The organism is Sphingomicrobium sediminis (genome assembly GCF_023805295.1).
GTDB lineage: Bacteria > Pseudomonadota > Alphaproteobacteria > Sphingomonadales > Sphingomonadaceae > Sphingomicrobium > Sphingomicrobium sediminis.
The window spans coordinates 130,646-144,833 of the sequence record NZ_JAMSHT010000001.1 but is presented as its reverse complement, the minus strand read 5'-3'; the positions used below and the strand labels follow the sequence as shown (position 1 = coordinate 144,833).

The following is a 14,188-nucleotide window of genomic DNA, read 5'->3' as shown; positions in this document are numbered from 1 at the left end:
TTCCCCTGCGGTGCGGTTCCTCTATCGCCTAAGACATGGCGGAAAACCAACCCTATCGTCCCGATCCGGCCATTTTGGCATTGGGCGACCAGTTTTACGACACGGTCGAACCGGCCGACTTTCCCGAGACGAAGCTGCGTTTCGCCAACGAACGCTCGGCCGAGAAAATCGGGCTCGGCGGTAAGGACGAACAATGGTGGACCGACCATTTCGGCCGCTTTTCGCCGCTGCCCGACAATCTCAAGGCGCCGCTGGCGCTGCGCTATCACGGCCACCAGTTCCGCCACTACAACCCCGATATCGGTGATGGTCGCGGCTTTCTCTTTGCCCAGATGCGCGATGGTGAGGATCGCCTGCTCGACCTCGGCACCAAGGGCTCGGGCCAAACACCCTATAGCCGCCAGGGCGATGGCCGTCTGACGCTCAAAGGTGGATCCAGAGAAGTCCTCGCCACCGAGATGCTCGAGGCATTGGGCGTCTACACCTCCAAGACCTTCGCGCTCGTCGAGACCGGCGAATCCCTGTGGCGCTCGGATGAGCCCTCGCCGACCCGCTCGTCGGTCCTCACTCGGCTCGGGCACGGCCATATCCGCATCGGCACATTCCAGCGCTACGCCTTCGAACGCGACCATGAAGCGATCGAGCGGCTTGTCGCCTACTGCCTGCTCAATCTCTACGGCGAGAATGCCTCGGGCGACGCTGTCGAAGATGCGGTTCGCCTGTTCGATCTGGTCGGCACCGCCACCGCACGCCTCGCCGCCTCCTACATGGCGGCGGGCTTCGTCCACGGCGTTCTCAACAGCGACAATATCGCCATTAGCGGCGAGAGCTTCGACTATGGCCCGTGGCGCTTCACGCCGTTTTGGGACGAGACCTTCACCGCCGCCTACTTCGACAGCGAAGGCCTCTACAGTTTCGGCCGCCAGCCCGAAGCGATCCATTGGGATTTCGCGCAGCTCGGCGGCTGCCTCTCGCTGCTCGCGAGCGAGGACCGCCTCAACCCCATTCTCGCCGATTGGGTCGAACGTTTCGATGCCGCCTTGATCGAGGCCATGCTGAAACGTCTGGGTATCACCAAGGTCAACGCGAAGGCCGATGGCGACATTGTTCGCGCGATGGTCATGGCGCTCGCGCAGCAAAGCGTGAAGATCGACCGCTTCTTCTTCGACTGGCGCGGCGGGATCGATCCTGGCGGGGAGGCCTATGCATCCTCCGAATGGCGCGCCCTCGCCGATCTGCTCGCGGAGCGCACCAATCCCGATGCCCGCAGCCACGAATATTGGTCGGACGAGGCGCCCTGCTCGATGCATATCGAGGAGTTGGAAGCCCGCTGGGACGCAATTGCCGACAAGGATGATTGGGCACCCGTCGAGGCCAAGGTCGCCGCCATCCGGCGCATGGGCGAAGCGATGCAGGACGGGACAGCCGCCGACCAAGACGCTTGACCCGGCGGTTCGCACCTGCGAGCCAACCGCCATGAGTTTGAAAAGCTTTGCGCCCGCTAGCGGCGAGGAAATCTGGACCGGCGAAGCGGGCGATCCCGCAGCCGAAATCGCCATTGCCCGCAAGGCCTGGCCCGACTGGGCGAGCCAGAGCTTCACCCAGCGCGCCGAGGCGCTGCGCCGCTTCGCCAATGTCGTGCGCGCCCGCGAAGACGAAATGGCCGAGCTCATTTCCAAGGAGACCGGCAAGCCGCATTGGGAGGCCCGCACCGAAGTCGGCGCCGTCATCGGCAAGGTCGACATCTCGGTCACCGCCTTTTCCGAGCGCACGCCCAACCGCCGCGCCGAAGCCGCGATGGGCAACAAGGTTGCGGTCCGTCACAAGCCGCATGGCGTAATGGGCGTGCTCGGCCCCTACAATTTCCCTGCCCACCTGCCCAACGGACACATCGTCCCGGCGCTGCTGGCGGGCAATGCCATCGTTTTCAAACCGTCCGAAAAAACGCCCGCCGTCGGCGAACTGCTGGTCGATTGCTTCCACGAAGCGGGCATCCCGGCAGGTGTCGTGCGCTGCGTCCAGGGCGGCCCCGATGTTGGCAAGGCGCTGGCTGAGAATGACGGCATCGATGGCCTGCTCTTCACCGGCTCCGCCCGCGCCGGCCGCTTCATCCATCGCGCCTTCGCGGACAAACCGCACAAGATCCTCGCCATCGAAGCTGGCGGCAACAATCCGCTGGTCGCCTGGGACGTGAAGGACCTGCAGGCCGCGGCCGCAATCATCGTCCAATCGGCCTTCCTCTCGGCGGGCCAGCGCTGCACCTGCGCGCGCCGCCTGATCGTGCCCGAGGATGATCACGAGGCGCTGATGGGCGAGGTCTTCAAACTGACCGACCGGATCATTGTCGACGAGCCCTTCGCCAAGCCCGAACCCTTCATGGGGCCGGTCATCGACAATGATGCCGCCGACCATGTGCAGGATCGCTATCTCGAATTGCTCGCCAAGGGCGGCAAGCCGCTGCGCCAGATGCATCGCCCGGACGAAAATCTGCCGATGCTGACCCCGGCCATCGTCGACATGACCGATGCGACCGAACGGCTCGACGAGGAAATTTTCGGCCCCGTCCTGCAGCTCATCCGCGTCGACAGCTTCGAAAATGCAGTGCGCGAGGCGAACAATACGCGTTTCGGGCTGGCCGCCAGCATCCTCACCAAGGACCCGCAGAAGTACGACTTCTTCTGGGCCAATGCGCGCGCCGGCGTCATCAACTGGAACAAGCCCACCAATGGTGCGCCCTCGACCGCGCCCTTCGGCGGCATCGGCATTTCGGGCAACCACCGCCCCAGCGCCTTCTACGCCGCCGATTATTGCGCCTATCCGGTGACCAGTGTCGAGGCAGAACTCTGCCGCGCGACGATCGGCCAAGGCCTTCGCGACCCGGTGATGCTGGAGGATTAGGGGCGGCGCCCAAGCACCGCCCCATCAATCTCTACTCGCCGCTATCCTCGTCCATCAGCTGCTGCATCAGGTAGGTGTAGCGCAGCGCCAACAGTTTGGCCTGCTGTTCGGGATCGTTGCCGCCCGAATGGCCGCCGACCATGTCCTCATAGTAATAATAAGGCTGGCCGTTCGCCGCCATGCGCGCCGCAGCCTTGCGGCCATGGCTCGGATGGGTGCGGTCATCCGCGGTCGAGGTGACGTAGAGCACCTTGGGGAATTCGGCTCCCGGCACCAGCTTCTGGTAGGGCGAATAGGATTGGATCCATGCGCGCTGTTCGGGAATACGCGGATCGCCATATTCGCCGATCCACGAGGCGCCGCGGCCGATCTCGTGATAGCGCAGCATGTCGAATAGCGGGATCGCCACGATCGCCGCGTTGAACAAATCGGGCCGCTGCGTGAACGCAGTGCCGACCAGCAGGCCACCCTGGCTCCCGCCCTCGATGCCGAGATGCTCCGGCGACGTGAGGCCGGTATCGACAAGGTCCTGTGCGATGGCGATGAAATCGTCCCACGTGCGCTGCTTGTTCTCGCGGATCGCGGTCTGGTGCCATTCCGGCCCGAACTCGCCGCCACCGCGCATGTTTCCGAGCACATAGGCGCCGCCATTTTCGAGCCACAGCTTGCCGGTGGTGCCGAGATAGGAAGGCACGCGGCTCACCTGGAAGCCGCCATAGCCTCCGAGCAAGGTCGGCGTTGAGCCGTCCATCACGGTGTCCTTATGGCGCACCACGAAATAGGGGATCATCACGCCGTCCGCCGACGCGACCTCGCGCTGTTCGATCACGAAATCGGAGCCATCGAAGCGCGCCGGGCTCTGCTTGAGCACCTCGAGATCGCCCGTCTCGCCATTGAAGAAATAGGTGGTGCTGGGCGTCAGGAAGTCGGTCGAATAAAGCAGGATCTCGTCCGTATCGTCCGCCGCCGAGCCGATCGACAAGGTCGCATTGTCGGGCAGCGGGACGAGGCTCGTCACCCACTCCCCGTCGACATAATTATATTTGAAGACCCGGCCGCGGACATTATCGAGCACGCCCAGGTACATCGACCCGCCCGACGTGTTGAAGCCGCGCCGCGTCTGGCGCTCGCCCGGTGTCCAGACCGGCTCCCAGGTCACGCCGTTGGGATCGGCTTTGAACGCGTCGAGATCGGCTGAGAGCAGCGAATCCGCTGGATAGGTGACCCCGCTTGTAGTCCACTCCTCGCGCAGGCTCATCAGCATGCGCCCGTCGACGATGCCCGAGGGCGAGACCTTGGTGGGAATGTCGAGCTTCACCCACTCGCCATCCTTCTCCCAATAATATTCGCGCTCGTGGAAGTTGAGGCCGCGCGAGGCGAGCCGTCCGTGGATGACATAGTCGCCATCGCGCACGACACTGGCGCCGGCCGAAACGTCGGTCGGCTCGCCGCGATAGATTTCGACCGCTTCGTCGAGCGTCTGGCCGCGCTTCAGCACCTTGGTGATGAAGGGATATTCGCTCTCGGTCATCGTGCCTTCGCCAAAGTCGCGCGAAACGAGAAGCGTGTCTTCATCGACCCATTGCACGCCGCCAAGGCTCTCTTCGAAGAAGAAGCCGCCTTCGACGAAGGTGCGCGTCTCAAGGTCGAACTCGCGGATTTCGTTAGCATCCTTGCCGCCATCGGACAGAATGACGAGGCAATGTTTCCGCTCGGGTCCGAGGCAGTTCATGCCGCGATAGACCCATTCGCGCCCTTCCTCGGCGGCAAGCTGGTCGATGTCGAGCACGACGTCCCATTCGGGATTGTCGGTGCGATAGCTCTCCATGCTGGTGAAGCGGACAATGCCCTTGGGATTGGCTTCGTCCTGCCAGAAGTTCATCAGGCCCTGCGGCCAGATCGAGACACCCGGCACGCGGTCGTCGGCCTGCAGGATGGCCAGCGCGTCGCTCTTCAACGCCTCGAATTTCGGGTCGGTGAAGATGACGCCTTCGGTCTTTTCATTCTCCGCCTCGACCCAGGCCAGCGCTTCGTCCGAGCGCGCTTCCTCGAGCCAGATGAAAGGATCGTCGATTTGGACCTCCTGGGCGATGGCAGGGCTGCCGATCGCGAACGTCGCGGCGGCGGCAAGAAAGATGGATTTTTTCATGAAGGACTCCCCACGCTGATTGGTTGCATGGGAAGCTGCCAAAGCCAGCGCCCGCCGCCAAGGGCGGATTCGACGAACGGTGCCTAGCCGCGCCGCTCCGGCGCGAAGGCATCGTCGATCGGCGCGTCCGAGAAGCGCGTCGTCTTGGCGTCGAACAGCATCTTCACGCGGCCGGTCGAACCGTGACGCTGTTTGGCGACGATCAGCTCGGCCGTGCCGTAGACCCGCTCCATTTCTTCCTGCCACATCGCGAAGTCGGGATGATCCTCGCTCGGCTGGCGCATCGCGACATAATAATCCGGGCGATAGACGAACCAGACCATGTCCGCGTCCTGCTCGATCGAGCCCGATTCGCGAAGATCGGAGAGCAGCGGACGCTTGTCCTCGCGCTGTTCGACCGCACGGCTCAATTGCGACAGCGCGATCACCGGCACGTCCAATTCCTTGGCGAGCTGTTTGAGGCCACGCGAAATCTCCGAGATTTCCTGCACGCGGTTGGATTCCGAAGACCGGCCCGAGCCGGACAACAGCTGGAGGTAATCGACGATGACCATGCCGATATCCTTTTGCCGCTTGAGACGACGCGCGCGCGTTCGCAGTGCTGCGATCGTCAGCGCAGGCGTATCGTCGATATAAAGCGGCAGGTTGGACAATTCGGCCGAAGCGCGCGCCAAATCCTTGAATTCGGCCTTGGAAATCTTGCCCATGCGCAAATTCTCGGCGCTCACGCCCGATTGTTCGGCCAGCACACGCGTCGCCAGCTGGTCGGCCGACATTTCCAGGCTGAAGAAGGCGGTCGGCGCACCGACGCGCTTTTCCTTGGGAATCCCATCGCGCTCGTCCTGCGCCCCGCGCTGCGCGGTGGCAAACGCGATGTTCATGGCGAGCGACGACTTACCCATGCCGGGACGTCCGGCGAGGATGATGAGGTCCGAATTGTGAAGACCGCCGACCTTGGCGTTGATCCCCTCGATACCGGTGGTCAGGCCCGATACATGGCCGCCCGACTGCAGCGCCTTTTCCGCCTGCAGGATCGCCGCCTTCGAGGCATCGCCGAAGCTCTTGGCGCGGCCTTCCGCCCCGCCCTCTTCGGCGACGCGATAGAGCGCGGTTTCGGCCTGCTCGACCTGGTCCAGCGGCGCGACATCGTCCGACGTGTCGAGCGCGCCTTCGACCATCTCGCGACCCACGCCGACGAGCGCGCGCAGCAAGGCCAGGTCGTAAATTTGCGTCGCGAAGTCGCGCGCGCCGATGACGCTTGCGCCCGAGCCGGTCAGCTTGGCGAGATAGGCAGGTCCCCCGACCTCCTTCATCGCCTCGTCGCCCTCGAACATCGGTTTCAGCGTGACCGGGTTGGCGACCATATTCTTGTCGGTCATGCGCAGGATCGCATCGTAGATACGCCCATGTAGCGGCTCGAAGAAATGTTCGGCGCGCAGCTTCAGCTGCACGTCCTCGACCAGCCGGTTGTCGATCATCAGCGCGCCGATCAGCGCCGCTTCCGCCTCGACGTTCGCCGGCAATTTCTTCTGTTCGTCGGGGCCCCCGCCCTCGCTCAACTTCACTACTTCAGCCATGATCACGGGGTAGCAAATCGCGGCCCGACTGACGAGATCGAAAACTCACATTGCGCGCAAATAGCTCTGGATCGCATGTGGATAAGTCGAACGATTGCGCGGCCCGGCTTTTCGCGTCACACATGCTGCATGAGCATTCTTTCCGACAAGTGGATTCGCGAGCAGTCCCAGCAGCACGGCATGATCGAACCCTTCGTCGAGGCGCAGCGCCGCGAGGGCAATATCAGCTACGGCCTGTCGAGCTTCGGCTATGACGCGCGCGTCGCCGACGAGTTCAAGATCTTCACGAACATCGACAGCGCCGTCGTCGATCCCAAGGATTTCGCCGCCAACAGCTTCGTCGACAAGCAGACCGATTGCTGCATCATCCCGCCCAACAGCTTCGCGCTCGCCCGCACGGTCGAATATTTTAGGATCCCCGAGGACGTGCTCGTCATCTGCCTCGGCAAATCCACCTATGCGCGCTGCGGCATCATCGTGAACGTGACCCCGCTGGAGCCCGGCTGGGAGGGCCATGTCACGCTGGAGTTTTCCAACACGACGCCCTTGCCCGCCAAGATCTACGCCAATGAAGGCGCCTGCCAGTTCCTGTTCCTGCAGGGCAATGAGCGGCCCGAAGTCACCTATGCCGACCGCGCCGGCAAATATATGGGCCAGCGCGGCGTGACCTTGCCAAAGCTTTAGACGACGGTCCCGCGCGGCGGGTAATCTTTATCCTTCACGAAATCGAGCGCGCCCAGCAGCTCCTTAAAGCTCGGCCGGGTGAACGGCATTGTCTGCAGCGTCATCGCGTAAAGCGTGCGATCGGGATGGACGAGGAACATGCCGGGCTCGGCAAAGCGATCCGGCTCCTCAGACCCTTCGCGCTTGTGGCTGATATAGAGGCCATAGGAACGCGCCTGACCCTCGCTCAGCCCGTAGGCGATCGGAACCTTGTCGATATTCCATTCATCGCGCGACACCTGCGCGCGCTCTTGGCCGTCCATCGTCACCGCAACGACCTTGATGCCGCGCTCCGCATAGTCATCCATCAAGCCATTCAGTTCCTGCAGCCAGTTGCGGCAGAGCGGGCAATGCTTGCCGCGATAAAAGGCCAGGATCGTGAGATAGTCGGCCCCCGAACCCGACAAGCTGAATTGTCCGCCATCGATCAATGGCAGGTCGAGATCAGGGACGGTCTGGGTCGGGATCAGGCGGGTCATGTGAGTTTCCTTTCACAACCCATACGCGCCAGCGCCCGAAAAGTTACGTGCTGGCGCAGGGCAAGCGCGTCGCCACCAACAGGATCGGCGTCACGCCCTCGCCATTGGGGTTTGGCTGCATATGGATGCGGCCCCAGCGATTGTCGTTGATGCGCACGAAGACGGCCTCGAAGCCGGGGCGTTCGGGATATTCCTGCACCATGCGCAGCCAGCCATCCTCTCCCTCGCTGGCGGTCAGCGACTGCACACCATAGCCGGGCGAAGCAATCCAGCTCATCGCCCAGTCGCCATCGGGTTTGACCATACGGATATTGATGCCGCGATTGGTGTCGGGGTCGGTACCGGGATCGGTGGTGAACCACTCATCGAAGATCGCCGTGCCGCCGAGGCCGTAATAGCCATTCCAGCGCGACGGCTGCGCGCCCGGCCTCGGCGGCGACCAGCCGGAGCCCTGCCAGATATGACCGGTCACCGCATAATCGCCGATGAGGAAATCATAGGCCGCCAGCGCCGCGCGCTGTTCTTCGCTGGCCTCGCCATCGTCGCAGCGCGGCGGCGCAACGTCATAGCTGGTGAAATCGGGTGGCGGCGGCGGCGCGGTCAGTGCCGCATCGATGAGGTCAGACGGCACTTCCTGGAGCGCCAGCATCGCGATCAAGGCCCACATGAAAAACCTCCCCGTTCCTGCATGAGGAACGAGGAGGCCTTATTCACGTCGTTCCGGCCAGCCCTTTTCGACCAACCGGGGAAGCGCTTCTAGCTTTCGTCGACCGTATCGGCGCCCGGGCCATTCTTCTGGATCGACTCGATCGCATTCTTGGCGCTCGACTTCGAGCTGTAGCCCTCGGTCCAGAAAATCTTTTCGCCATTATATTCGAACGACACGCGGAACTCGCCGGCCTTGTCTTTACGAATGAAGAATTTGTGCGCCATGAAACGGCCTCCCTGCTGAAAATGGACCTGCAACCTGTCAGTCGGCTGGCCGACGGTCAACAGGGCTTATTTGCCGCGTTTGCCGCCGCGATCCTTCTTTCGCCGTCGCGAGCCGGTCCGACGGTCATCGCGCTGGCGCCGTCGCGGGCCATCATGCGCATCGCCGCCATAGCTGCCCTCGGGCAGTTCGAAGCGCAGCGCGCCCGATACCGGATCGGCCTCGACCAGCTTCAATTTGAGCCGCATGCCCGAGCGATATTCATCGCCGCTATCGTCGCCAATCAACGACTGGCGCTTTTCGTCATAGCGGAAATATTCGCGGCCCAGCGACTTGGCGAGCACCAGCCCGTCGCCACCGAGGTCGCTCACCGTGGCGAAGAAACCGAACGGCTGGACGCCGGTGATGCGCGCATCGACCAATTGCCCAACCTGTTCGGACAGGTAGGCGGCGACATAGCGGTCGACCGTTTCGCGCTCGGCCTCCATCGCGCGTCGCTCGAGCGAAGAGATAAGCTCGCCGACGCGGCCGAAATCAGCAGCATCGTCCTTGGCAAGCTCACCCGGTCCGAGGCGATACGCGCTCACCAATGCGCGGTGCACCAGCAGGTCGGCATAGCGGCGGATGGGCGAGGTGAAGTGCGCATAACTGCCAAGCGCCAGGCCGAAATGGCCAAGCGGTTCGGGCCCGTAGCGCGCCTGCATCTGACTGCGCAGAATCTGCTCGGTAATCTCGATGCGATTGTCGTGATCGTCGCCAAGCTTTTCAAGGATGGCGTTGAAGGTCTTGGGGCGAACCACCTGGCCCAGCGCGAACGGGATGTCGAAGGTCGCCAGATAGTCTTTCAGCGTGACCAGCTTGTCGCGATCCGGCGTCTCGTGGATGCGGTACATGACCGGGCTCTTCTTGCGCTCCAGCGCCTTGGCCGCCGCCACGTTGGCGATGATCATGAAATCCTCGACCAGCCGGTGCGCGTCGAGCCGTTCGCGCGGCGCGACCGACATGATGCGGCCCTTTTCATCGAGCTGCACGCGGCGTTCGGGCAGGTCGAGCTCCAACGGCTCGCGCCCGTCGCGCGCCGCCTTGAGCACCGCCCAGCATTGCCACAGCGGTTTGAGCGCGCTCCCTACGATATCGGGGTCGACCCGGTCCTTTTCGCCATCGATCGCGGCCTGCGCATCTTCATAGGCAATGTTGGCGGCGATCCGCACCTTGGCGCGGGCGAAGCGGAAATCCTTGAGATTGCCACCGCTGTCGAGCCGCAAATGCGCGACCATTGCGGCGCGGTCGGCACCTTCCTTCAAGGAACAGATGCCGGCGGACAATTCCTCCGGCAGCATCGGCACGACGCGATCGGGGAAATAGACACTGTTGCCACGCTTGCGCGCCTCGCGGTCCAATTCGCTGCCGGGGCGTACATAATAGCTTACGTCGGCAATCGCGACGACGGCCTTGTAGCCGCCCGGATTGTCATCGGCGTCGTCGGGCTCGGCCCAGATCGCGTCGTCATGATCGCGCGCATCTTCGGGATCGATGGCGACGATCGGCAGGTGGGTCAGGTCCTCACGCTGCCCGAGATCCTGCTTCGCGACCTTTTCGGCTTCCTTGACGACTTCCCCCGGGAAGATGTTGCGGATGCCAAACTTGTGGATCGCGATCATGCTGAAGCTCTTAGGAGCGAAAGGATCGCCCAGCACCGCATCAACCTTTGCCTTCTTCATCCGGCCCTTGCCGGTCGGTTCGGCGAGGACGAGATCGCCCACTTCCGCTTCGCCCAGATCGACCAGTTCGAACACCGTCCGGACCTTCTTGTCGATCGGCGCAAGGAAATGGCGCGAGCCTTCGCGGCGCACCACGCCCATCAGCATTTCTGCCGAACGCGCGAGCTTCTTCATCACATGGGCGACATGGCCTTTTCCGCGCTCTTCGGTACGGGCAAGGATGCGGTCGTTAAGCGCCAGCGAGGAGCGGCGTCCGCGTTCGATGACGCGAAGTCGGGGTTTGCGCGTCTCGGCATGCCATTCCTCGGGCTCGGCCCACACTTCGCCATCCTCGGTCGAAACGACGCGCAGCACGGTCACCCGAGGCACGCCGCCCATCTTGTGGAAGGCGCGACCCGGCGAATGATCGATCAGGCCCTCGTCGGCCATATCCTTGAGAAGTGCCTTCAGCGCGATCTTGTCGGGACCACGAAGCTTGAATTCTTTCGCGATCTCTCGCTTGCCGACGGTCGATTCCGAGCCTTCGATGAATTTCAATATGTCTTGCTTACTAGGGAGCCCCTGCGGCGTTTTGCGGCGGGGCTTGGCTTTGCTTTTGTCATTATTTGCCATTGGCCCAAGACATGGGGACGCTTTGCCCAAAAAGAAAGGGCCGCCCGTTCGACCGGGCAGCCCTTCCCTCTTGCGGCGAACCGCTAGGATCCGTCCCTAGCGCACGCCAAGCTGTTCGACCTTGCCGTCACCCGACGTGTCAGTGATCGCACCGCCATTCGAGATCGTGCCTTGGGTCATCAGAATGCCAGCCGCATGCGGGGCCGCCATCGAGGTGCCCGACAGGCGCGCATAGCCGCCATCCTTGTAGGTCGAGGCAATGCCGACGCCCGGCTCGGCATAATCGACGACCGAACCATAGTTGGAGAAGCTGGCAAGGCGATTGTTCGAATCGACCGCGCTGATGGTGAAGATGTTGGGGCCTTCGGCGCGCGCCGGGCTGCTGGTGCCCGCATCGCGCGATTCGTTACCGGCGGCGAGGACCATCTTGATGCCCTTGGCCGCAGCAGCCTTCACCGCATCGTCGAGGCTGGTCGAGATGCCGCCGCCAAGGCTCATATTGGCAACGTCGCCGGGCGAGGCATTGGCCGCGACCCAGTTGACGCCGGCAATCACGCCCGAGGTCGAACCCGAACCGCGACGGTCGAGCACGCGCACCGCAACGATCGGCGCGCCGGGGGCGACGCCCTTGAAGCCGATAGCATTGTCGACGGCACCGATCGTGCCTGCGACGTGCGTGCCATGGCCGTTCTGGTCGTCAGCGTTGCGGCCTACCGAGTAGAAGCCAGCGCCAACAACGTTGAGGTCCGGGTGGTCAAGGTCGACACCGCTGTCGATGACATACGCAGTACGGCCCGAGATAGGCGCGCCGGAGCCGACGACTTGAACGCCCCAATCGACGTCCTGCGCCGGATCGCTACCGCCACCCTTGGGACCCTTGCCCGTCGGCGGTGCGACGTTGAGCGTGATTTCGAGGTCCTGTTCGCACGAGGCGATGTTGGCGTTGTTGGCGCGCAGGTTGGCGATGTCAGCGCGCACGCTGGCGCCGGCCGGCATCTTGACCGCAAAGCCACGAATGGAGTCCGCATAAGTGAAGAGCAATTTGCCGCCCGACGGGTTGGCCGCACGTGCAGCTTCCGCACGCACATTGCCCGGCGCAACCGATGCATCGAACTGGCAGACATACTGACCCGCAATCGGCTGGGTCTTGGGCGCGGCATGGGCCGCACTGGCCATCGAGACTGCCGAAACGGCGGCAGCCAAATACGCAATTTTCTTCAAGTTCCGTCCTCCGAAAAGAGTTGGAGGCGGAACCCCACGTACCGCCCCCGGAGACGGCAGCCTTTAGGCGGTATCGGCGAACGTCAAGTCGCCGGGCTGACATATGAGTCAATAATCGCAATGAGTTGGCGGCTGTGACAAATTAGCTGCAATTTCGGTTACGTTGCGGATACGAAGCGTATCTTAATGGGACGGCGGCGAAACGACCCGTCCCGCAATTGCATCGCATCGGGCGCTGGCCCCCGCCGGTCGATGCGCCACTTTCCAAGTCGGCATGCGGGCGCTAACCAGCGGCCAACCATTCGTCAGGAGCGAACCATCATCATGCGCAGCGTCGATCATTTCATCAACGGCAGCCACGTTTCCGCAGGCAGCCGCAAGCACCCCATCTTCAATCCCAGCGAAGGCAAGCAGCAGGCCGAGGTCGGCCTCGCCGGCATGGCCGAGCTGAACAAGGCCGTCGAAGCTGCCAAGGCCGCCCAGCCAGCCTGGGCCGCGACCAACCCGCAGAAGCGCGCCCGCGTCATGTTCAAATATAAGGAACTGGTCGAAGCGCATATGGACGAGCTCGCCGAGCTCCTCTCAAGCGAGCATGGCAAGGTCATCGCCGACGCCAAGGGCGACGTGCAGCGCGGTCTCGACGTCATCGAATTTTGCTGCGGTATCCCGCATCTCCTCAAGGGCGACTACACGCAGGGCGCAGGCCCCGGCATCGACGTCTATTCGATGCGCCAGCCACTCGGCATTGGCGCGGGCATCACGCCGTTCAACTTCCCGGCCATGATCCCGATGTGGATGTTCGGCCCCGCCATCGCGGTCGGCAACGCTTTCATCCTCAAGCCCAGCGAAAAAGACCCCAGCGTCCCCATGCGCCTTGCCGAACTGATGAAGGAAGCGGGGCTGCCCGACGGCATCCTCAATGTCGTCCATGGCGACAAGGAAATGGTCGATGCCATCATTGAGCATCCCGACATCAAGGGCATCAGCTTCGTCGGCTCGAGCCCAATCGCCCAGTACATCTATTCGGGCGGCACCGCGAATGGAAAGCGCGTCCAGGCCTTCGGCGGCGCCAAGAACCATGGCGTGGTCCTGCCTGACGCCGATCTCGATCAGGTGGTGAACGATCTCACCGGCGCAGCCTTCGGCTCGGCTGGCGAGCGCTGCATGGCGCTGCCGGTCGTCGTCCCCGTCGGCGAAGACACGGCCGAGCGCCTGCGCGAAAAGCTCATCCCCGCCATCAAGGGCCTGCGCGTCGGCGTCTCGACCGACCCCGATGCTCATTACGGCCCGGTCGTGACCGAGCAGCACAAGCAGTCGGTCGAGAACTGGATCGCCAAATGCGCCGATGAAGGTGCCGAGCTGGTCGTCGACGGCCGCGGGCTCGAACTGCAGGGCACCGACGGCTGGTTCGTCGGCCCCACCCTGTTCGACCATGTGAAGCCCGAAATGGAGAGCTACAAGGAAGAGATTTTCGGCCCTGTCCTCCAGATGGTCCGCGCCGACAGTTTCGAGGAGGCCGTGCGCCTGCCGAGCGACCATCAATATGGCAACGGCGTCGCCATCTTTACCCGCAACGGCCACGCCGCGCGTGAATTCGCGGCGCGGGTCAATGTCGGCATGGTCGGCGTCAACGTGCCAATCCCGGTCCCGGTCAGCTACCACACGTTCGGCGGCTGGAAGCGCTCGGGCTTCGGCGACATCGACCAGCACGGCCCCGACGGCATCAAGTTCTGGACCAAGGGCAAGAAGGTCACCCAGCGCTGGCCCGACGGCACGGCTGCGGGCGATCACAAGGAAGCCTTCGTCATTCCCACGATGGGCTGAGCTGTATCGCACATGCGACCAGTCAATCCCAGGGTCGCTAGACAGGCTTTGAC

Annotated in this window: 11 protein-coding genes; 4 read left to right on the top strand and 7 right to left on the bottom strand. The window is 63.3% G+C overall.

The window, feature by feature from the left end; genetic code table 11:
- Nucleotides 1–35 precede the first annotated feature (35 nt).
- Complete coding sequence (locus tag NDO55_RS00670) at nt 36–1,445, top strand: protein adenylyltransferase SelO family protein (RefSeq protein WP_252111435.1); 1,410 nt, start codon at nt 36–38, stop codon at nt 1,443–1,445.
- 31 nt (nt 1,446–1,476) lie between these two features.
- Complete coding sequence (gene astD / locus NDO55_RS00665) at nt 1,477–2,898, top strand: succinylglutamate-semialdehyde dehydrogenase (protein WP_252111432.1); 1,422 nt, start codon at nt 1,477–1,479, stop codon at nt 2,896–2,898.
- A 31-nt stretch (nt 2,899–2,929) separates the two neighbouring features.
- Here astD and NDO55_RS00660 read toward each other — a convergent pair whose 3' ends face one another.
- Together NDO55_RS00660 and NDO55_RS00655 are read right to left on the bottom strand one after the other, a co-directional pair.
- Nucleotides 2,930–5,047 carry a prolyl oligopeptidase family serine peptidase gene (locus NDO55_RS00660; protein WP_252111430.1) on the bottom strand — a complete coding sequence of 706 codons (2,118 nt, stop codon included), beginning with the start codon at nt 5,045–5,047 and terminating at the stop codon, nt 2,930–2,932.
- 83 nt (nt 5,048–5,130) lie between these two features.
- Nucleotides 5,131–6,624, bottom strand: a complete 1,494-nt coding sequence (locus tag NDO55_RS00655) for a replicative DNA helicase (protein WP_252111428.1) — start codon at nt 6,622–6,624, stop codon at nt 5,131–5,133.
- A gap of 129 nt (nt 6,625–6,753) precedes the next feature.
- Between NDO55_RS00655 and dcd the strand changes: the two genes are divergently transcribed.
- On the top strand, nt 6,754–7,308 hold the full coding sequence (gene dcd / locus NDO55_RS00650) for a dCTP deaminase (RefSeq protein ID WP_252111427.1): 555 nt from the start codon (nt 6,754–6,756) through the stop codon (nt 7,306–7,308).
- Here the strand turns inward: dcd and NDO55_RS00645 are convergent.
- From NDO55_RS00645 to NDO55_RS00625, 5 genes are all read right to left on the bottom strand, one after another.
- The gene (locus NDO55_RS00645) at nt 7,305–7,826 is read right to left on the bottom strand and encodes a peroxiredoxin-like family protein (protein ID WP_252111425.1); all 522 of its coding nucleotides are present in this window, start codon (nt 7,824–7,826) and stop codon (nt 7,305–7,307) included. The genes dcd and NDO55_RS00645 overlap by 4 nt on opposite strands.
- 43 nt (nt 7,827–7,869) lie before the next feature.
- Complete coding sequence (locus NDO55_RS00640) at nt 7,870–8,493, bottom strand: hypothetical protein (RefSeq protein ID WP_252111423.1); 624 nt, start codon at nt 8,491–8,493, stop codon at nt 7,870–7,872.
- Nucleotides 8,494–8,582: 89 nt separating this feature from the next.
- The gene (locus NDO55_RS00635; RefSeq protein ID WP_252111421.1) at nt 8,583–8,759 is read right to left on the bottom strand and encodes a YegP family protein; all 177 of its coding nucleotides are present in this window, start codon (nt 8,757–8,759) and stop codon (nt 8,583–8,585) included.
- 66 nt (nt 8,760–8,825) lie between these two features.
- A complete protein-coding gene (rnr, locus tag NDO55_RS00630; protein WP_252111419.1) occupies nt 8,826–11,090 on the bottom strand; it encodes a ribonuclease R in 2,265 nt (754 codons plus the stop codon).
- 96 nt (nt 11,091–11,186) lie between these two features.
- A complete protein-coding gene (locus tag NDO55_RS00625) occupies nt 11,187–12,266 on the bottom strand; it encodes a S8 family serine peptidase (protein WP_252111417.1) in 1,080 nt (359 codons plus the stop codon).
- A gap of 369 nt (nt 12,267–12,635) precedes the next feature.
- Here NDO55_RS00625 and NDO55_RS00620 point away from each other — a divergent pair, with 369 nt between their 5' ends.
- Nucleotides 12,636–14,135 (top strand): CoA-acylating methylmalonate-semialdehyde dehydrogenase, encoded by a 1,500-nt coding sequence (locus tag NDO55_RS00620; RefSeq protein WP_252111415.1) that lies wholly within the window; start codon nt 12,636–12,638, stop codon nt 14,133–14,135.
- The last annotated feature ends 53 nt before the right edge of the window (nt 14,136–14,188 follow it).

What these genes read in the sequence shown, in the direction of transcription:
- NDO55_RS00670 (WP_252111435.1), top strand. Translation starts at nt 36, where the DNA reads ATGGCGGAAAACCAACCCTATCGTCCCGATCCGGCCATTTTGGCATTG.
- astD (WP_252111432.1), top strand. Translation starts at nt 1,477, where the DNA reads ATGAGTTTGAAAAGCTTTGCGCCCGCTAGCGGCGAGGAAATCTGGACC.
- NDO55_RS00660 (WP_252111430.1), bottom strand. Translation starts at nt 5,047, where the DNA reads ATGAAAAAATCCATCTTTCTTGCCGCCGCCGCGACGTTCGCGATCGGC.
- NDO55_RS00655 (WP_252111428.1), bottom strand. Translation starts at nt 6,624, where the DNA reads ATGGCTGAAGTAGTGAAGTTGAGCGAGGGCGGGGGCCCCGACGAACAG.
- dcd (WP_252111427.1), top strand. Translation starts at nt 6,754, where the DNA reads ATGAGCATTCTTTCCGACAAGTGGATTCGCGAGCAGTCCCAGCAGCAC.
- NDO55_RS00645 (WP_252111425.1), bottom strand. Translation starts at nt 7,826, where the DNA reads ATGACCCGCCTGATCCCGACCCAGACCGTCCCTGATCTCGACCTGCCA.
- NDO55_RS00640 (WP_252111423.1), bottom strand. Translation starts at nt 8,493, where the DNA reads ATGTGGGCCTTGATCGCGATGCTGGCGCTCCAGGAAGTGCCGTCTGAC.
- NDO55_RS00635 (WP_252111421.1), bottom strand. Translation starts at nt 8,759, where the DNA reads ATGGCGCACAAATTCTTCATTCGTAAAGACAAGGCCGGCGAGTTCCGC.
- rnr (WP_252111419.1), bottom strand. Translation starts at nt 11,090, where the DNA reads ATGGCAAATAATGACAAAAGCAAAGCCAAGCCCCGCCGCAAAACGCCG.
- NDO55_RS00625 (WP_252111417.1), bottom strand. Translation starts at nt 12,266, where the DNA reads ATGGCCAGTGCGGCCCATGCCGCGCCCAAGACCCAGCCGATTGCGGGT.
- NDO55_RS00620 (WP_252111415.1), top strand. Translation starts at nt 12,636, where the DNA reads ATGCGCAGCGTCGATCATTTCATCAACGGCAGCCACGTTTCCGCAGGC.